Raw genomic sequence first — 19,118 nt, 5'->3', positions numbered from 1 at the left:
AACTTCTTAGTTTAAGGAGAAAATTAGTAATCTTTAATAATAATTCAATTGGATTGCAGCCATAAGCTTAATATTTTGATCCTTTATTTATATTAACAGATGATTTGGTAATAAATGCTCTAATATCATCGTTCGCTTTAATCAGGTCTTCATTACGAAGGTACATCATATGACCACTGCGATATCCTTTAAAACTTAGGCGATTTTTAAGTTTCCCATTTGCATTGAGTTGCCACATCACATATTTAGCATTAAAATAGGTAGTAGCACCATCATAATACCCCGATTGGATCATCGTATGAAGGTTGGCATTCATGGCCATAGCTCTTCTTAGGTTTTCACCGGTATTATTACCTTTGGTTCTATCCCAGGGTCTAACGGGACCAAACATATTATATTTTAAATCGGTTTTAAATTTTAATTCCTGACTGTAATAATAGTTAATAGCGGGTGTAAAAGAATGAAGCCAGGAAGTTAACTCACTATTATAATCAGGATTATCCCCAGCATCTTTTATATCCATTCCTTTATAGCGAGAATCTAATCGGCCAATTGTATATCCTTCTTTATCTCGTAAAAGATCTTTCCAGAAATATGATTTTGGTACTTCGAGATTATGTTGTCGTATGGTTTTCTTAGAAAGACCAGAGTAGTACGCCATCTTGTTGATAACCTCTTCTTTTTTGGCAGCGTCCAGATATCCACTTTTTACAATAGCCGGAAGCAATTGATTAATCGTATACTTTTCTACTTCTGGAAGTACTTCGAGTAAATCTTTGCTCTGAAGCTCTGGAGGCAACATCTTGTGGTACCATGCCGCGGCAGCAAAATAGGGTAATCGATTTGCTACTTCTACCGGGCCATCAAATTTAAAACCTATTTCGGTAGGAGAGACTAATATTACTCCATTAAGATACATCCATTGGCGATTTTGAAGCTCAAGCGCCAGACCAGAAACTCGTGTGGTTCCATAACTTTCTCCAATAAGATATTTTGGAGATCGCCAACGATTGTTTCGAGTAACAAACGTATTGATCCAATCAGCCAGGTATTTTACATCTGCTTTTACCCCAAAGAACAGCTTTTTATCAGGCATTTTTCCGTCTTTTCCTGGGATCATTCTAGAATACCCGGTGTTTACAGGATTTACAAAAACAATATCTGCTACATCCAGCACCGAATTAGGGTTAGCTTTAATTCCATAAGGTTGTACAGGAAACCCTTCATTATCGATCTTAAGAATACGAGGCCCTGTGTAGGCAATATGCATCCAAACCGAAGCTGATCCCGGACCACCATTAAATGAAATGAGTAAAGGTCGATTTTCATCATTTTTGATATCGGATCTTTTGTAATACGTATAACATAAAGAAGCTATAGGTACTCCTGTTTCATCCCAAACGGGTTGAAACCCCACTGTTGCTTTGTATGTAATAGCTTTTCCTTTTATCGTCGTTGTATGATTAGTTACTATAGTGGTGTCAATAGGAACTTTAACATTTTGTGCTTCCGCGTAAAGCGAAATAACAAACACTGTAATGAATAAAGAAAATATGTGTTTCATTTTTATGGTGTGCTAATTAGTATTGTTAGTTTTTCTGGGCATTCTGAGCAATTTCTTTTAATTTTTGATCTATGGTTTCTTTAGAAAGCCAATTCCCTCTTATCATTACACCAGAAACCTGCGCTAAAGCTTTGATGTCTTCTAGTGGGTTTGCATCTAGAATAACAATATCGGCATCTAATCCTTCTTTGATTTGCCCAAATGTATTTTCCTTGCCAAAAAACAAGGCAGGATTTATTGTTGCTGATTGCAGTACATCCAGTGGTGTTAATCCAGCCGCTATCATTCCGTCGATTTCGTGATGAATTGAAAATCCAGGAACATTAAATAATTGTGGAGCATCAGAACCTAATAATATTTGATGTCCGTTATCATGTAACTTTTTTAATAATGTTCTTCTTATCGTATTAAATTGCTGCCATTGTTCTTTATTAAAATTAGGATTCTCTTCGGTATACTGACTTTTTCGTTGTTTCCAATTTAGTAATGTAGAAGCGGGCATATACTTCATTTCGGGGTCCTTCAGTAACTCATCTGCCGTGATGGGAGCAAACCACCTTTCGAATAAACTTTGAGTAGGAACGATCCAGATATTATTGTCTTTTGCAAGTTGTACTAATTCATCAATTATGGACTCATCTACCAGAGGGGTGAAATTGTATCCAAAGAAGCCGTTATCTCCCGGGTTTACATTTTCAGATTCAGGAACCAATCCTTCTAAAAAACCATCAATATGATCAATAGAAGTATATTTACTTTGTATAGCATGTCGTATGCCAACATCAACAGGAACATGCCCAGAAAAGGGGATACCCACTTCGTTGGCGGTTTTTACCAATTGATCGAATACTTCTAGGGTGATACCCGGATGAATTTTTAAGAAGTCATATCCTTCTTTCTGATACGCTGTTATTTTGGCAATAGCTTCTTCTTTTGTCTTTATAGAATTTCCGTTAAGAGATGGGCTAGAGGTAAAAATTCTAGGACTCAGGATATCACCTGTTTCTGCACGTTGTCTTAATTTTAAGTGATAAGGATGACCAAGCATACCTCGTATTGTTGTTATCCCATTAGAAAGGTATAAAAACAAAACTTCTTCGATTCGTTCTTTTGATGTCGAAGGTTGTGGGATATGTGCATGCATTTCTGCTAATCCCGGGATGATGTATTTTCCCTGGGCGTTGATCATTGTAGTATACCCTTCTGGATTTTCTATATCACTAGCGATCTTTTTTATTTTTCCAGAATCGATTACAATTTGTTGTTTTTCTATGGCAGTACCATTGTTTACATTTATAATCGTAGCATCTGTAATGAGGATAGCAGTTTTACTCACTTGTTTTTGAGGTTGAGCACAAGAAGTTACCAGTGCTGTAAGCAGTATGAAAAGATATGTTCTCATTACCAGAATTTTAAAATTTAACTGTTGATCTTTTTAGTCCTTGCAAGAGCTATAAATCTAATTATGCCCTAAGTGACATCCACATCCTGGTTTCATAAAGCTTTGTGCTTCTTCGTGCCAAGGGAAAGCTTGACTATAATTAGCATTCTCCCACCAGAATTTAGTTCGCGTTTTGGTTGTATTACCAATCTCATTCATGGTATCGGTATCGTATAAGCGTCCGTTTACCATAGTATATTTTACAGTTTCTGTATTTCTGATATTTTCTAAAGGATTTTTATCAAGAACGATAAGATCGGCTAGTTTTCCTTCTTTTAGTGAACCAATATCATTTCCTGCACCGATATATTCTGCTCCATTTAGGGTTGCTGCTCTTAAAGCTTCCATATTAGTCATTCCTCCTTGTTGAAGTAACCATAACTCCCAATGCGCTCCAAGACCTTGTAACTGCCCATGCGCTCCCAGGTTTACTTTAACACCTGCATCGGTTAGGGCTTTACATGTCTTTGAAACCAGGATATGTCCATTCTCATATTCTTCATCAGGAACCATGGTTCTATGTCTTGCGCGAGCATCGATAATAGCTCTAGGAGTATATTTAAGCAGTTTTTCATTTTCCCAAACTTTATCTTTCTGGTAGAAATAGTACTCACCATTCATCCCACCATAATTTACAATTAAGGTAGGCGTATATCCTGTGTTACTGGTTTTCCAAAGTTCATTTACATCTTTATAAACCGGAGCAACAGGAATATTATGTTCAACTCCTGTATGGCCATCCATAATCATACTCATATTATGATAAAAAGTAGATCCTCCTTCGGGCACTACATTGATTTGAAGTTCTCTTGCCGCTTGTATAACTTGCTGACGCTGATCTCTACGAGGTTGATTGTAACTCTTCACAGATTTAGCACCAAATGCTTTGGTTCTTCTTATAGAAGACCGTGCATCTTCCAGTTTGTTGATTACTGCTTTAAAATCTCCATCTGCTCCGTATAGGATAATTCCTGTAGAGTAGAGGCGAGGTCCCACCATTTCTCCACTTTTAATCATTTCGACCATAGTAAAAATCGATTCTGTATTGGCAGAGGGATCATGAGATGTGGTTACTCCAAAAGCCAGATTGGCATATAATTGCCAATGTTTTTGAGTAGTTAATCCATATCTAAATCCTCCTACATGTGCATGTGCATCTACAATACCCGGCATGATTGTCTTACCTTTTGTATCATACACCATTGCATCACTAGGTACAGCTACTTCAGAAGCAGTTCCAATTTTTTCAATACGGTTGCCTTTAATAATGATAGTTCCGTCTTCGATTACCTGATCACCTTCCATCGTGATTATTCTGGCATTGGTAAATGCAATTCTACCTTTTGGGACATCTGTTTTTACTTCTAAACCGATTTTTATCCCTGTTGCGGTTATTTCTCCTACTTTTTCTGGAGAATTTGGTAAAAATGTAAAGCGATCTTTAACCTCGTTAGAGAAATACTCATCTCCAAGAGTCCATATTATTTTTTTACTATCTCTGGACCAATGAAGGTTGATTCCTGCATCTTTAGAGACTTGAGATACTGGTACAGCTTTAGAGTTGTTATCCAGGTCTATTTCTTTACCATTGAGCACCAGTGGAGCAATAAATGCTTTATGTAGATTGGTAAAAGCAATCCATTTGTTATCAGGACTAGGTACTAACCGGTTGGCGTATTTAGATTTTATATGTGTCTTTTTATCCTTTCCATTAAGATCAACAGATTTTAATTCTTTAGTAAGATTTCCAAAATATGTTCCGCCGGTTTGATAAAAGATACGCTTTCCATCCATAGAAAACATAGGGTATTCACCTTCTTCTGTTATTAACTTAGCATTATTACCAGAAGATGACATGGTATAAATACCAGTATTTTTAGTGAAGCTTAAGCCTTGATCACTATTTCCATCTTCTTTTCTGAAAGCGATTAAGTTATTTGTTGCATTAAATACCGGAGTTCTATAAATTCCTTTTTTTGTGGTTAACTTGGTAGAAGTACCCCCCGAAGCAGGGATTTTATGTATTGCTCCCAGGTTTTCATCATTCCAGGTGACATACACGATATGTTGACCATCTTTAGAGAAGCTAGGTTCAAACTCAAAATCAGAAGACTGGGTAGTAAGGCGTTGGGGTTTTCCTTTGGGTAAGTTTTTACTCCATAAATGCCCAAGAGCACTAAATACTATAGTATTGCCATCTGGAGAAGTAACCACGTTACGAATTACTTTGGAGGTAAATTTCTCGGGAGAAACAGGAGCATTAAAATGCAAAGTTTCGGCAATTTTAATAGTAGCATCTACTGTGAACGGAATATTAGTTACTTGCTGATTCTCTATATCAATTTTATTGATTTTTCCACCGGCCCAGAATATAATTTCTTTGTTGTTAGGCATCCAGTTAAAATTAGGATATATCCCAAAAATCGCCCAGGCTTCTTGCTGATCTTTGTTCAGCTTATCATAGATTGGCCATTCTTCACCGGTTTCGAGATTATGAATATACAATACCGTTTTGGTACGAACTCTTTTTACAAAAGCCAGTTTTTTACCATCTCGGGATACTTGTGGTCGTGCTGCACCTCCTGGTCCACCAGTAACAGTAATCGTTTTTCCGGTTTCAAATTCATATCTTTTAATGGCATAAATCTGTTTGTTAGGGTCTTTATTATACTGAAAAAAACCTCCAGGATACATATCCTCTGCATAGTACATATATTTACCATCGGGAGAAATATGAGGTTCATTAACATCCTGTTGGTCATTTTTTCTCTTGGTTAATTGCAAACCAGAACCTCCGGTGATATGATACTGCCACATTTCACCTGCACCTAGCGAACGCTGAGAGGTAAAGTGTTTTCTTGCTACCAGATAATTACCATCTGGCATCCAGGTAGCATTGTTTAGTAATCTAAATTTTTCTTTAGTAATTTGTTTAGGATCACTACCATCACTATTCATTACCCAAATATTATCACCACCACCAGCATCACTGGTAAAAGAGATTTTTTTACCATCTGGACTAAAACGTGGTTGTATTTCAAAAGGAATTCCTGTACGTAATACTTTTGCTTTTCCGCCAGAAACAGGCATACTATAGATATCCCCCAAAAGGTCAAACACAATAGTATTACCATCGGGGCTAACATCCAGATTCATCCAGGTACCCTGATCTGTGGTAAACGTATGATCTTTATAATTAAACTCTCCTTTAGGATTAGAAACATCCCATTTTTCATCTTCTTTTTTGTTTTTTTTGTCTTTTTGAGCTTGAGTATTGAAGATTAAAAATACCCCGATAATCAGAGTGGTGACAATATGTTTGTGCATGATGAGTGATTTATATGATCCGAAAATAAGGATTTATCATACAAAATATCTTAAAGTGATGTTAATGCGATTTTGAAAAAAATAGAATCCTAGATTCTATTTTTTTCATCTTCAATGCCTGTTTTACGTTTTCTGGATTTTTTTACGTCTTTGCTTCCGAAATTATAGGTTAAGTTAAAACGAACCTGTCGGCTATCCCAGCCTCCATTACCTTGTATAGATAAATCTCCAAATCGAGTATCTCCTTTCCATGGAGAAGTATATAAAATGTCATTAAAAGCTAACCGGGCAGTTAGTTTATTAGAGAAGAAACGTTTTTGAAAAGCTAGGTTTAACGAACCTAAACTTTTGATTTGATATGTTCCTCCCCAGATCGATGGTGAGTTAAACCATCCCGAAATCTCCATTTTATAACCTCGAGGTAACGAAAAGGTATTTTGACCATATAGGCTTAATGTATTTTGAGATATTGAAACAAAATCCTGATTATTAGCCTCAAAAATGGTTCTATATGCATTAAGACTGTAATAAACATTCCACCAGTTGTTAATTTTGGTAGGGTAGGATATGCTTAGATTAATCACTTTTTGATCTGCTACATTTCTGGTAATGATAAAGTTCTCATTTTCGCCCTGGGATTCGGTTACTTGTGCAAAATAATCACCTATTACACTATAACTTAAAGCAGTAGTTAGTCTATAGTTATACGTATGTGAAAGTTTGATGTTATCGGTGTACTGCGGTTGCAAAAATGGATTTCCTTTTCTAAAAGATAATTCATTGATTTTATATTCAAAAGGATTTAAGTTTTGATAGTTAGGTCGTTGTATTCGTCGACTATACGTCAATGCAAAAGAATTCTTTTGATTCATTAAGTAAGTGATGCCTCCGCTAGGAAAAAAATCAACGTAATCTCTTTTTACTCTGTTATCTACTGTATTCTGACTACTAAATAATTGTCCATCGGATTTGGTTTGTTCTACTCGAAGACCAAATTGTATGTTTAGTTTTTTGAATTTTCGGTTATAGTTAAAATACCCGGCATGAACCTGCTCATCATAGGTAAAATCATTGCTTTGATCCAGGTTAAGAATATCTTGTCCGTTTACTCTATCAAAGAAATCAAATTCATTCTCTGTATTTATATTAGAATATTTAACTCCCAGTCCTAATTTTCCTTTAAGAAAATCCTGTTCATAATCTGCTTTTGCAGTAAAAATGGTAATGTCTATAGGAGTATTAAAGAAGTTAACGGTTTCACTTTGTAGTTCGGTTTCATCTCCGTTATAATATCGATTGGGTTGTAGGTTTGCCCTGTCGTTGTTATACTTCCCATAATCCAGGTCTATATTCATGCTGTGCCCAAGAGTATCTTTGTAGCGATAATTTAGATTAGCGTATAGATTACTAGTTTTGGTGTCGGTATCACTTCCGGCAACTAAAACTTCTTCGGGAGTACTATTTCCGGGAGGAATAATAAGTGTTCTGGAATCTGTATTCGAAATAGAATTATTAAAATTTCCTGTAAGAATAAGACCTAAAGTAGATTTGCTATTCATGAAGTAATCATATCCTAATTTTAGATTGTTACTATTATTTTCATTAACTGTTTCTGATTTGGCATCAAGAATGGTATTGTTTTGTATTCTATATAGATCAATAAAACTAAAACTCTTTCCAAAACGATTACTATATGTCCCAAATAGATTAGATTTTTTATTTCGGGTATTAAAGGAAACAGAACTAGTGTATCTGGCATAGTCTCCATAAGTGATTCCTGCACTTGCAGAACCATTTGTACCTAGACTTTTATCCCTTTTTAGTTTAATATTGATAATTCCGGCATTACCTTCGGCTTCATATTTTGAAGAAGGTTGTGTAATAATCTCAATGGCTTCGATATCGCTGGATTGAATAGTTTTTAAGTAATTAATAAGATCTTCTCCTCTAAGTACAGAAGGTTTATCATCAATATATATCAATACACCAGTTTTACCTTCTACAATAAGATTATCATTATTATCAACGATAACTCCGGGAGCTTTTCGTAAGAGTTCATACCCAGATGTTCCTGTTGTACTAAGGGTATTTTGCACATTAAAAACAGTTTTATCTGCCATTACCTGTACAATTGGTTTTTCTGCAACTATAGTTATTTCATCCAGGTTTTCTGTTTTTATAGTAAGCGTAATCTGGTTTAGATCTATATCCTTGCCATTAACCGTTAGAGGAGCAGATGTATAATCATCAAAACCAAGGCTTGAGATAATACCTTGATATGTTCCGTCTTTTACATTTTCGATATTAAATTCTCCTTTTGCGTTGGTGATTACGCCTTTTATGAATTCTTTGTTAGTAACTCTGATAAGAGAAATTGTAGCCGCATCAATTGGCTTTGATTGTTGATCCAGAACAATACCTTTTATTGTATGTTGCGCTTTGATTACATTTAGAGACATAAATACTAGGACGATACATACGATCCATTTGTTGTTTTTTCCACACATAATTGTTTTATTTTTTTGTTTCGACAAATTTGAAAAATGAAACAATATGGAACATCTGTAAACCGACGAGCTGGCTATTAACTCGTTAAACAGGAAAGGACAACTTATCTTGATATAGGACAATTCATCGAAATATATGTGTTGGAGAAGTGTTTTAATTTTAGCTTTGTGCTTATTAGAATACAATTATGAAAAAGCCTTTTTTACAAAGAAGAATTTTTGACATTCGGATTATCGAACTTATTGTCTTTAGTTCTATCTATTTGTTTTTTGCATCTGCCTACCATATTGCATTATGGATAAATCGTGGTGGGTATATGCAAGAAGATAACATCCTATTTGATCCCATAAGTTTTATGGATGATAGTGGATTAGGTTATACTTTAAAATTCATTATCACTATTCCTATTTGGTGGCTGCTTTTTAGAAAATTGAGGACGTGGTCAATAAAAAAGAAGTTATTGTTACATCTAATATTACTACCTTTATTTGTTGTTATATGGCAGCAATTGTATAGTGTTTTTAGTACTATGTTTGGTTTTTTCTATTTAAAAGGGCCTGCACAAATTTGGGATATATACCTTCCTGCTTTATTCTATATTTTACAATTCGGGATTTTTCACTCTTATCAATATCATGTTGACAATAAGAAAAAGATAAAAATTGAAGGAGAATTACGTGCTGTAGCATTAAAAAGTGAGTTGTCGGCATTAAAAGCTCAGCTGAATCCACATTTTTTATATAATGTGTTTAATACCATTAGCGCTTCGGTACCTCCTGAAAATGAAAAAACAAGACACTTAATCGCAGAATTGTCAGATTTGTTTCGATACCAATTACAAGCTTCTCAAGTCGAAAAAGTTCCTTTAAAAGAAGAGTTGGATTTTGTAAAAAAATACCTGGCATTAGAAAAAGAACGTTTCGAAGAACGCTTACAGATAGAGATTGATGTAGATGAAAAGGTAATGGAAGAAATGATACCTCCTATGCTATTACAACCATTGGTCGAAAATTCTGTAAAGCACGGACTTGCTTCTCTGATCGATGGAGGAAAAGTATCCATTACAATTTCTAAGAATGATGACAAACTATTTTTTGAAATTGCAGATACCGGTGTTGGAATAAAGAATAAAGAACAAGTATATGGTAAAGGTATAGGATTAACCAATACCAAAATGCGAATAGAGAAGATGTACAATTCTACTCTTAAACTAAGTGATAATACACCACAAGGATTAAAAGTTAATTTTGTTATATAATATAAAACGAGCATTAAAAAAATAAGCGTGTGAAAAAAGTACTTATTATAGATGATGAAGCTGCTGCAAGGAAATTGATTAAAGAATATTTGACTGATTTTCCTGAACTTATCCTGTTAGGAGAAGCCAATAACGGAGTGGATGCGGTTAAAATGATAAATGAATTTAAACCAGACCTTGTGTTTATGGATGTACAAATGCCAGGAATGAGTGGGTTTGATGTACTAACACATATCGAGGAAATACCACAAATCATTTTTTCGACAGCATACGATAAATATGCATTGCAAGCTTTTGAAGTACATGCAATTGATTATTTACTTAAACCTTATACCAAAGAAAGGTTCAAAGTAGCTATCGAACGTTTAAATTCGTATATGGGCGAAAACAAAGTAAGACCTTTGGCAGAAAGCCTATTGATGGATCAACCCAAATATCCAGAACGAATACTCGTGCAGTCACAAGGAAAACTAATTACAATCGCTGTAAAAGATATTATAAGAGTAGAAGCTTATGGTGATTACTCTAAATTAATAACAGATACAGGAGTATACCTTAGTAATTTTGGTATTTCGGTCCTGGAAGAAAAATTTAATAATACAATTCTAATTAGGGTACATCGCTCATCTATTATAAACCTTAACAAGGTAAAAGAATTGAATAAGTATACGAAGAGCTATGATGTAATTATGCAAAACGAGGATGTGGTAAGAGTAAGTCGTGGTTATATGGATAATATAAAACGATTAATGTTTTAAATATATATCACCTATTTCCTCTGGATTTTATATTCGCTTCACAGAATTTAATAATTTCTATAATACGTTTATCACGAGTTTCTTGTCGTTTGGCTTGATTAAGCCAGTAGAGATAGCTTTTGCGATAGCCTTTGGCAAAGTTTTGGTAGTTTTCAAAAGCCAAAGGGTTTTGATCAAAGGCATGTTGTAAGTCTTTGGGAATAATACCATTTTCTACATCATCCAGAGCAATCCATGAGCCGTTGTTTTTGGCAACTTCGATACTAGCCAAACCACTTTGATGCATCAAATCATGTTTGATTAGATCTATGATATACGTTTTATTGACTTTGCTCCAAACGCTTTTGGGTTTACGAGGGCAGAAATATTGCCTGCGACGTTGATCATCCAGTCTTTTTACTGTAGAATCTATCCAGCCATAACATAATGCTACTTTTACAGCTTCTTCCCATCGCATACTAGGTTGTTTACTCTCAACTTTATAAAGTATAAGGTAAACCCCCTGAGATTGATTGTGATTTTTATGAAGCCAGGAACGCCATTCCTGATCGTTTTTAAAATATAATTCGGGTTTGTCAGACATAAAAAAAAGACCTTGGTAAAATTATGTTTTCAAGGTAATAATTTTTTGGAATACAATATATATTCAAAATATAATCAGATTCCTTTTTGATGCCCTGCTTTTTTTTAGTTTTGCATTCTTAAATTAGAAAGATATGATTTCTGTAGACGGAATTGCTGTAGAGTTTAGTGGCGAAACATTATTTAGTAATGTTTCTTTTGTTATTAATGAAAATGATAAAATTGCCCTAATGGGTAAAAATGGTGCTGGTAAATCTACTATGATGAAAATTATTGCTGGAGTGCAGAAAGCAAATAAAGGACATGTAAGATGTCCCAAAGAAGCAGTGATTGCATATCTACCGCAACATCTGTTAACAGATGATAACTGTACTGTATTTGAAGAAGCATTAAAGGCTTTTAGCAATATTTTGGGAATGCAGGAAGAAATGGATCGATTAAATAAAGAACTCGAAACTCGTACCGATTATGAGTCTAGTGAGTATATGGCTATTATCGAAAAAGTAACTGATCTGGGAGAGAAATTTTATGCTATAGAAGAGGTTAATTATGAAGCCGAAGTAGAGAAAGCTCTAAAAGGACTTGGGTTTAGAAGAGAAGATTTTGCACGACCAACCAGTGAGTTTAGTGGTGGATGGAGAATGCGTATAGAGCTTGCTAAAATCTTATTACAGAAACCAGATCTTATTCTTTTAGATGAGCCTACCAATCATGTAGATATAGAATCTGTGGTCTGGTTAGAGGATTTTTTGATCAATAAAGCCAAAGCAGTTATTGTGATCTCTCATGATAAAACATTTATCGATACCATCACCAATAGAACTATAGAGGTGACAATGGGGAGAATCTATGACTATAAAGCAAATTACTCACATTATCTGCAGCTACGAGAAGAAAGAAGAGCCAATCAAATAAAAGCATACCAGGAACAACAAAAATTTATTGCAGATACCAAAACTTTTATCGAACGGTTTAAAGGTACATACTCAAAAACCAATCAGGTAAACTCACGGGAGCGTATGCTAGAGAAACTGCAAATTATCGAGATTGATGAGATCGATACTTCTTCTTTAAAACTAAGATTTCCTGCATCAGTTCGATCAGGGGATTATCCTGTAATAGTAAAAGATTTATCAAAAAGCTATGACGACCATATAGTGTTTAAAAATGCAAATTTGTCGATTTCGAGAGGAGAAAAAGTATCATTTGTAGGGCGTAACGGCGAAGGTAAATCGACTATGATTAAAGCAATTATGGGAGAGATTGAGTACGAAGGGGCTTGTGATCTGGGACATAATGTTAAAGTAGGATATTTTGCTCAAAATCAAGCGGCATTATTAGATCAGAACCTTACCGTATTTCAGACAGTTGATGAGGTAGCAGAAGGAGAGGTACGAACACAGATCAAAAATATTTTGGGACAATTTATGTTTGGAGGCGATGATATCGATAAAAAAGTAAGTGTCCTTTCGGGAGGAGAGCGAACACGACTGGCAATGGTTAAGTTACTTTTAGAACCTGTTAATCTTTTAATTCTCGATGAGCCTACCAATCACCTGGATTTAAAATCAAAAGATGTATTAAAAGAGGCTTTATTAAATTTTGATGGTACCTTAATTTTGGTTTCTCATGATCGAGACTTTTTACAAGGATTATCACAAAAGGTATTTGAGTTTAAAAACAAAAGAGTAATTGAGCATTTTGAAACCATAGACGATTTTCTTTCCAGAAACAAGATTGAAAACCTAAAAGAAATTGATCTTAAATCATAACACTACGACTGTTATTACTTAGAAAAACCAATACATCTCTTATCTGGGTATAATAAATAATATATGATCTATCAAAAAATCTGCTAGATTTGTAGACCAATAATCTGAATATAATTTAGAGACAGTTAGTTTGTTTTGAATAATAAGAATATCGATGTATAAAATAGATAGCGAATGGAGATATTAGAAATCGTATTGTTGATTTTAGCATATTCCCTAATTATCATTGCGTTATTCTTAGAGGTTATTTGTTATAAAAAAAACATCGAAACGCTCGAAACTATATATTTTACAATTTCATTGCTTTTACTAATCATTGCGCTAACAGTTACCTATTTTTTTAAACCTTTTAACCATTCCGATACTACTAATATTTTTATTTTATTGGCGATGATATTGGTGGCACTTACCACCCCTTTGCATATTTTAGAGGAGAGACGTCATACTGTAAAACCTATTTTTAAAAAGATACTCATAGCCTTTTCTGGTATGTTAGCGATACTTGCTATTACTGGGCATTTTATTAAAATATTAAATGTTTTACAATATGCAGTAGCAATTTTTTTAGGAGTTTCGGTTGTTTTGTCTATGATTTTAATAAGAACAACCAAACCAAAAGTAAACATAGTACATCGCGAAAAAATCGAGCGGTATATTGCTATTGCCGTTCTAATTATGATCCCACTTTCTTTATTAACCAATTATGTTGTTGATTTTAATGGTATAAGTACAAAAATAGGATTCACGCTTCCATTAATTTTTATTGTACTTGCAGGAAGCAAATTATGGAGCGATATAGAACGATTATCTCTTTTTAAACCCAAAAATACGGTGAAAGAGCAAAACCTAATTAATTATTCCTTGACTAACAGAGAAAAGGAAATTGCTTTACTTCTTATTAAAGGGAATACATATAAGCAAATATCAGAACAGCTATTCATATCAATTCCTACCGTAAAAACACATGTGTCTAACATTTACAGAAAGTGCAAGATAAGTAATAGGATAGAGCTTATTTCGTTGTTATCTAGTTAATTACCCTCGTTTTTTTACCTCTAATACGGGTATCATACTTTTGTATGATATTTAAAATAACCAGCTATTTAGTACAAATTCTCTATTGTCACAATATCGTTTGTTATTCATTTTTGTGGTATTATTTTCATTAACGTAATACTCAAACATGAGACACATTTTTTTAATGACTTTCGTCCTGTTCTGTTCATTTAATGTATCGGCACAAGAAGATGTACTACCTACTACAGATAAAAAAAGGTTAGATTTTGCGAAAACCTATTTTGAAGTGGGTGGAAACGTACTCCCATCATTTACAGGAAAACGACTCTCGGGAAATGAACTTACTAGTTTTAAACATCCAGAAACTATAAATACAACCTTATATTGGGGTGGTTTCCATTTCTGGGGGCATGCAGAATTCTATGTATCCTTTCCTTTAAGACAGTTTAATCTTAAATCGAATGAAGAAACAGATGTAGAATTTACACATTATACCGTTACTGGCGCCCGTTTTTTACCTTGGGCGTATCGAGAAAAGAGACTCCGACCTTATGTTGGTATTGGTTGGTCTGCGTTAGATTTTAAACAGGTTGTAAGACCAGATGAAGATCAGCCTAAGCTTGAAAAAAACTTTACATGGACTGCAGATGCCGGAATATTATATGGATATAAAAATTTTACCGCCAGATTAGGAGTCAACTACTATCCTGATAACGTATGGAATTACCCCATATCGAAAACCGAATTCCAAAAAATTAAAACCCCCAATTTTAGTTTACAACTAGGACTACTTTATGCTATGGACCTTACCAAAGATAACGGAGACCCTGCTATTAATAAACGATGGAACAGCTATCCCGAAGTGTCAAGCCTGGGGCTAAATGCTTCAAGTTTTGGTGATTTTTTTGCTGCTGTCGGACCCTCTGTTTCTTTTTCTCTTGCTTCGTCTGAATATAATGATAGTGAATACCCATATTTAAATAAAAAACAAGCATCTGGTGGGTATTTTGATATTGCTTTAGGATATCAATTTAATACAGCTAATATGTTTACAGCAGTATCGTTTAGAAATCCAAAATTTGAACAACAAGCCTATGGAACCAGGCAAACCATTAAGAAAACTTCTGTAGCATTAGAAACAGCTAAATTCTTAACCGATTACACTGGTTTTGCTCCCTTTATAGGTTTAAATGTAGCTTATGATCATATTAAATATTCAGAAATAACAGATGAAGGAAGTAAAAAACTAACATTTGGTAAAGTTGAACCTGGTATCACTTTTGGGTGGGATATCGTCCCTGGGAAATCAGAAGAGTATTTAATTTTAAGAACAAACTTACGCTGGTATCCCTTCTCTTCTTTCGAGGTAGATGGAAAAAAGTTTAATTTTAATCAATTAGAATACAATTTGATACAACTTGTTTTTTATCCCGAACGATTTTTAAGGTCTAAAAAGAACATTTTTAAATAGCCTAATAAAACTTTGTTTAGTACACGATAAAAAACAAACCAACAAATATTTAAAATTATACATTTTATTTGACCTCATAGGTTTTAAAAACCTGTGAGGTCTTGATAATAAATTAACGATATACTTAATTGGATCAAGAATAGTTGTTTTTTGTCATGTACTGAGAAAATTTCCATATCAGAAAGTATACTGACATAGGGTTGTCAGTCTGCCATTTTATTTTTACTTCAAAATAAATAAAATCATATATGGAAAATAATAAAATCAACTTTATAGAATTACAGGCATTAGATTTAAATGAAATCAAAAAGTTCTATGGCAACACTTTTGGCTGGACATTTACAGATTATGGAGATCAATATTGTGATTTTCATCAAGCTGGAATTTCAGGGGGATTTGCCAAAGTAGAAAAAATCAGTACAGGAGGTACTTTGGTCGTTTTATATCATGATGACTTATCACAAGCCTTAGAAAATGTGCAAAAAAATGGTGGAAAAATAGCAAAGGAAGTGTTTTCTTTTCCTGGTGGGAGTCGGTTTGAATTTATTGATCCCAGCGGAAATAAACTGGCGGTTTGGACAGATAAGTAAGGAGATACATCAAAATATAAGATACCTTATAACAACATCGCAAGTATTGGGTTTTACAAATTTCTAATAACAAGCATTTTTACAATCGTGATATAAAAAACATATAATGAAAAAAACATTAGTGGTAAGTTATGCCCCAAGAAAAGGGTCATACACAAAAGAATTGGTAGATGAGTTTATTAAACTAGCCGATAGTAAAACAGAAATTACATTTTTAGATTTAGTAGCTTCTCCACCAGATTTGTTACTTGATGATAATCTAAATTTAATATTATATGGAGGGCAACCAGAATATACAGCTGAAGAGAAAGAAAGACTTTCAAATCATTTTCAATTAATCCAACAGGTATTAGATGCAGATAACATTGTATTGGCTTCTCCTATGTATAATTTCTCATTGCCAGCTACAGTAAAAGCCTGGATTGATACTATAGTAGTTATTGATAAAACGTTTGCAGTTACAGAAGACGGTGGCTATAAAGGGCTTTGTGAAGGAAAAAAAGCACTGATATTAGCAGTGGCAGGGGGAGATTATGCTGAAGAAACAGTTCAAGAATACTTTTCTCCTACTATTAAAAGAAATTTTGAATTTATGGGGATCCCTTCTGAACAAATTTCTGCTTTCGGAGTAACTCAGTATCAAGAAAAAGTAGGTACTATTATTGCAACTGCAAAAACTGAAATTTCGAAAGTAGTAGAGCAGTGGTACTAGACCACTGTTATGCTTGGTGTAACATTTTTGAAAGTTTTTGATCTATACATAAAACTTTTCAATTATGTCAAAAAAACGATCCAGAGCATTTTTTTGCTCATTGCTTTTTCATGTTGTGGTTACCTTAAGTTCATATGGGCAGATAGATACGCTGTTATTAAACTACGAACACTATACCTTAAAAAATGGGCTTGATGTTATATTGCAACCCGATCCTAATGTAGAAGATGTTTCTGTAGAGTTTTGGCTTCGCAAAGGAATTAGTATGGATCAACCCAATCAGTATGGTTTTGCTCATTTTTTTGAACACGTTATGCCATTTGGTAAAATGGATAGCCTTAAACGAGCGCAATTGAATACCTATCGAACAGGGAGTAATGCACAGGTTAAAAAGGATTATACCCGATTTTATGTAAAAGTAAAACCAAAAGGAGTAGACCTTGCTTTAGCCATGGTAGCCGGGCGATTAAAAGCCGGGACAGATCGTGTTACAGAAAAACGAGTAGAGTTTCAAAGAAAAAGAGTACTGGCTGAAATTGATAGAAATGCTAAAAACCCACAATGGAGCGCATCGGGAGGAATGGCGATTTATACAGGTACCTTTGGTAAAAATCATCCTTATGGTAGTAGTGGGTATGGGGTAATCGAAAATAACAGAAATTTTAAATTAAAGGAATTTAAAGAACGATATCACAAAATTGTATATGCAGATAATACAGTGCTCTTTGTGGTAGGTAATTTTGATGTAGAAGATACTAAAAAGCAAATAGAGGCCTATTTCAAAAACCTTCCATCAAAAGTAAGAGATCACAAGATCATTAAACCCACACAGCATGTAGGGGTAAATATAACGATGCAAGCTCCTCACACAAAGGATACTATACAAACAATGGTGTTCTCGTGGGCGGTGCCCAAATGGGGATCTCGTGATGATGGTACTTTAAAACTTGTAGCAGCCATACTCAATACCAGACTTAACCACAAAAGTCGTTTCCCAAAATCTGTCATAAAACACACAGTGTCTACAGATATGTATGAGTTTGCTGGGCAATTTGCAATACGTAGTACCTTTACTACTGTAACAGATAGCATAGCAATAGAAAATCTGGTTTTAGATAAAGTAACTGAACTTATAAAAAAAGGAGTTACAGAAGCAGAACTCTTAAATGCCAAACAAAGTGAAATTAGTGACATAAAAGAAATGCAACAACGATTAGGCTTTCAGTGGAGTAGAACAGAACTGTTGGGAGAAGGCTTTTTGTTTACAGCAGATCCAGGATTTTACATGAAAAGACTCGAAGAGCAATTGCAACTTACCAGGGAGGATGTAAAAAAAGGAGCAGAAAAATGGCTGAAGCGAAAACCGTTTAGAGTATTATTTGTCTCAGGTAAAAAAGAATAAGTGTTTTTTATGAATTCGATAGTATCTTGTTTCAGTATTTTAGTGGTATAGTATGAATAATACAAAAGAAATGCTGATACAAAACTATCAACCTGATTGGGTATATAATTTCAATAGTATCAAGGGAGTGATTAAAGAAGCGCTTTGGGATATAGAAATTACAATCGAACATGTCGGGAGTACTGCAGTTAAAGATCTAGCTGCAAAACCCATTATAGATATTGATATTGTTTACGATAAAAACGTGTCTTTTGCTACAATAGAAAGAGGATTAGAAAAACTGGGATATTACCACAATGGCGATCAGGGAATAAAAGAAAGAGAAGCTTTTAAGCGAAAAACTACAGCTACAAAGCATTCAGTATTAGACAATATCACACATCACCTTTATGTTTGTCCGATTCATAGCAGAGAATTGCAAAGACATATACTGTTTAGAGATTATTTGATCAAGAATGCAAGCGAAAGAGAAATGTACCAAAAAATTAAACTCGAAATAGCCAAAAAAGCGAATCAAGATCGAAAAGTATATGCCAAATTGAAAGAGACTATGGCAAAAGAGTTTATTGAATCAGTTCTTGAAAAAGCCAGAGAAGAGAGAACATAAAATACGATCTTTTATAAATACTGTTGACATAGGGTTGTCATCACTGCGTTTTATTTTTGTTTTATACCATTAGAACACTGTCTATTACAGCTAGTCTAATTTTATAAAT

14 protein-coding genes are annotated in these 19,118 nt (G+C 34.2%); 9 read left to right on the top strand and 5 right to left on the bottom strand.

What is annotated here, in order from left to right:
- Window positions 1-67: 67 nt before the first annotated feature.
- The 4 genes from ATO12_RS10300 to ATO12_RS10285 all read right to left on the bottom strand — a co-directional run bounded on the left by ATO12_RS10300 (window position 68) and on the right by ATO12_RS10285 (window position 8,839).
- Window positions 68-1,564 (bottom strand): S10 family peptidase, encoded by a 1,497-nt coding sequence (locus tag ATO12_RS10300; RefSeq protein ID WP_034241651.1) that lies wholly within the window; start codon window positions 1,562-1,564, stop codon window positions 68-70.
- A gap of 25 nt (window positions 1,565-1,589) precedes the next feature.
- A complete protein-coding gene (locus ATO12_RS10295; RefSeq protein WP_034241649.1) occupies window positions 1,590-2,966 on the bottom strand; it encodes an amidohydrolase family protein in 1,377 nt (458 codons plus the stop codon).
- 57 nt (window positions 2,967-3,023) lie between these two features.
- Window positions 3,024-6,332, bottom strand: coding sequence for an amidohydrolase family protein (locus ATO12_RS10290; protein WP_034241647.1), 3,309 nt, complete (start codon window positions 6,330-6,332; stop codon window positions 3,024-3,026).
- Between the two features lie 89 nt (window positions 6,333-6,421).
- On the bottom strand, window positions 6,422-8,839 hold the full coding sequence (locus tag ATO12_RS10285) for an outer membrane beta-barrel protein (protein ID WP_081802026.1): 2,418 nt from the start codon (window positions 8,837-8,839) through the stop codon (window positions 6,422-6,424).
- A gap of 188 nt (window positions 8,840-9,027) precedes the next feature.
- Here ATO12_RS10285 and ATO12_RS10280 point away from each other — a divergent pair, with 188 nt between their 5' ends.
- Together ATO12_RS10280 and ATO12_RS10275 are read left to right on the top strand one after the other, a co-directional pair.
- Entirely contained in the window at window positions 9,028-10,098 is a 1,071-nt protein-coding gene (locus ATO12_RS10280; RefSeq protein ID WP_034241645.1) for a sensor histidine kinase, read from the top strand.
- A 29-nt stretch (window positions 10,099-10,127) separates the two neighbouring features.
- Window positions 10,128-10,856, top strand: coding sequence for a LytR/AlgR family response regulator transcription factor (locus ATO12_RS10275; RefSeq protein ID WP_034241643.1), 729 nt, complete (start codon window positions 10,128-10,130; stop codon window positions 10,854-10,856).
- A gap of 7 nt (window positions 10,857-10,863) precedes the next feature.
- Here the strand turns inward: ATO12_RS10275 and ATO12_RS10270 are convergent, their stop codons facing one another.
- Window positions 10,864-11,439, bottom strand: a complete 576-nt coding sequence (locus tag ATO12_RS10270; RefSeq protein ID WP_034241641.1) for a YdeI/OmpD-associated family protein — start codon at window positions 11,437-11,439, stop codon at window positions 10,864-10,866.
- 133 nt (window positions 11,440-11,572) lie between these two features.
- On the opposite strand from ATO12_RS10270, the gene ATO12_RS10265 reads away from it, so the two are divergent.
- The 7 genes from ATO12_RS10265 (at window position 11,573) to ATO12_RS10235 (ending at window position 19,009) form a co-directional block, all read left to right on the top strand.
- The gene (locus ATO12_RS10265; RefSeq protein ID WP_034241639.1) at window positions 11,573-13,210 is read left to right on the top strand and encodes an ABC-F family ATP-binding cassette domain-containing protein; all 1,638 of its coding nucleotides are present in this window, start codon (window positions 11,573-11,575) and stop codon (window positions 13,208-13,210) included.
- A gap of 174 nt (window positions 13,211-13,384) precedes the next feature.
- On the top strand, window positions 13,385-14,245 hold the full coding sequence (locus ATO12_RS26360) for a response regulator transcription factor (protein ID WP_034241638.1): 861 nt from the start codon (window positions 13,385-13,387) through the stop codon (window positions 14,243-14,245).
- 148 nt (window positions 14,246-14,393) lie between these two features.
- Window positions 14,394-15,698, top strand: coding sequence for a hypothetical protein (locus ATO12_RS10255; RefSeq protein WP_034241636.1), 1,305 nt, complete (start codon window positions 14,394-14,396; stop codon window positions 15,696-15,698).
- A 248-nt stretch (window positions 15,699-15,946) separates the two neighbouring features.
- Window positions 15,947-16,288 carry a VOC family protein gene (locus ATO12_RS10250; protein WP_034241634.1) on the top strand — a complete coding sequence of 114 codons (342 nt, stop codon included), beginning with the start codon at window positions 15,947-15,949 and terminating at the stop codon, window positions 16,286-16,288.
- Window positions 16,289-16,394: 106 nt separating this feature from the next.
- On the top strand, window positions 16,395-17,000 hold the full coding sequence (locus ATO12_RS10245) for an FMN-dependent NADH-azoreductase (protein WP_034241632.1): 606 nt from the start codon (window positions 16,395-16,397) through the stop codon (window positions 16,998-17,000).
- Between the two features lie 64 nt (window positions 17,001-17,064).
- Window positions 17,065-18,402, top strand: coding sequence for a M16 family metallopeptidase (locus ATO12_RS10240; protein ID WP_034241630.1), 1,338 nt, complete (start codon window positions 17,065-17,067; stop codon window positions 18,400-18,402).
- 52 nt (window positions 18,403-18,454) lie between these two features.
- Window positions 18,455-19,009, top strand: a complete 555-nt coding sequence (locus tag ATO12_RS10235) for a GrpB family protein (protein ID WP_034241629.1) — start codon at window positions 18,455-18,457, stop codon at window positions 19,007-19,009.
- Window positions 19,010-19,118 lie beyond the last annotated feature (109 nt).

It is taken from the genome of Aquimarina atlantica, from assembly GCF_000626715.1.
In the GTDB taxonomy this organism is placed as follows: Bacteria; Bacteroidota; Bacteroidia; order Flavobacteriales; family Flavobacteriaceae; genus Aquimarina; species Aquimarina atlantica.
This window is presented reverse-complemented; position numbering and strand designations above follow the sequence as displayed.

Coding starts and splice junctions, on each gene's coding strand:
- ATO12_RS10300 (WP_034241651.1), bottom strand. CDS start 1,564: ATGAAACACATATTTTCTTTATTCATTACAGTGTTTGTTATTTCGCTT.
- ATO12_RS10295 (WP_034241649.1), bottom strand. CDS start 2,966: ATGAGAACATATCTTTTCATACTGCTTACAGCACTGGTAACTTCTTGT.
- ATO12_RS10290 (WP_034241647.1), bottom strand. CDS start 6,332: ATGCACAAACATATTGTCACCACTCTGATTATCGGGGTATTTTTAATC.
- ATO12_RS10285 (WP_081802026.1), bottom strand. CDS start 8,839: ATGTGTGGAAAAAACAACAAATGGATCGTATGTATCGTCCTAGTATTT.
- ATO12_RS10280 (WP_034241645.1), top strand. CDS start 9,028: ATGAAAAAGCCTTTTTTACAAAGAAGAATTTTTGACATTCGGATTATC.
- ATO12_RS10270 (WP_034241641.1), bottom strand. CDS start 11,439: ATGTCTGACAAACCCGAATTATATTTTAAAAACGATCAGGAATGGCGT.
- ATO12_RS10265 (WP_034241639.1), top strand. CDS start 11,573: ATGATTTCTGTAGACGGAATTGCTGTAGAGTTTAGTGGCGAAACATTA.
- ATO12_RS26360 (WP_034241638.1), top strand. CDS start 13,385: ATGGAGATATTAGAAATCGTATTGTTGATTTTAGCATATTCCCTAATT.
- ATO12_RS10255 (WP_034241636.1), top strand. CDS start 14,394: ATGAGACACATTTTTTTAATGACTTTCGTCCTGTTCTGTTCATTTAAT.
- ATO12_RS10250 (WP_034241634.1), top strand. CDS start 15,947: ATGGAAAATAATAAAATCAACTTTATAGAATTACAGGCATTAGATTTA.
- ATO12_RS10245 (WP_034241632.1), top strand. CDS start 16,395: ATGAAAAAAACATTAGTGGTAAGTTATGCCCCAAGAAAAGGGTCATAC.
- ATO12_RS10240 (WP_034241630.1), top strand. CDS start 17,065: ATGTCAAAAAAACGATCCAGAGCATTTTTTTGCTCATTGCTTTTTCAT.
- ATO12_RS10235 (WP_034241629.1), top strand. CDS start 18,455: ATGAATAATACAAAAGAAATGCTGATACAAAACTATCAACCTGATTGG.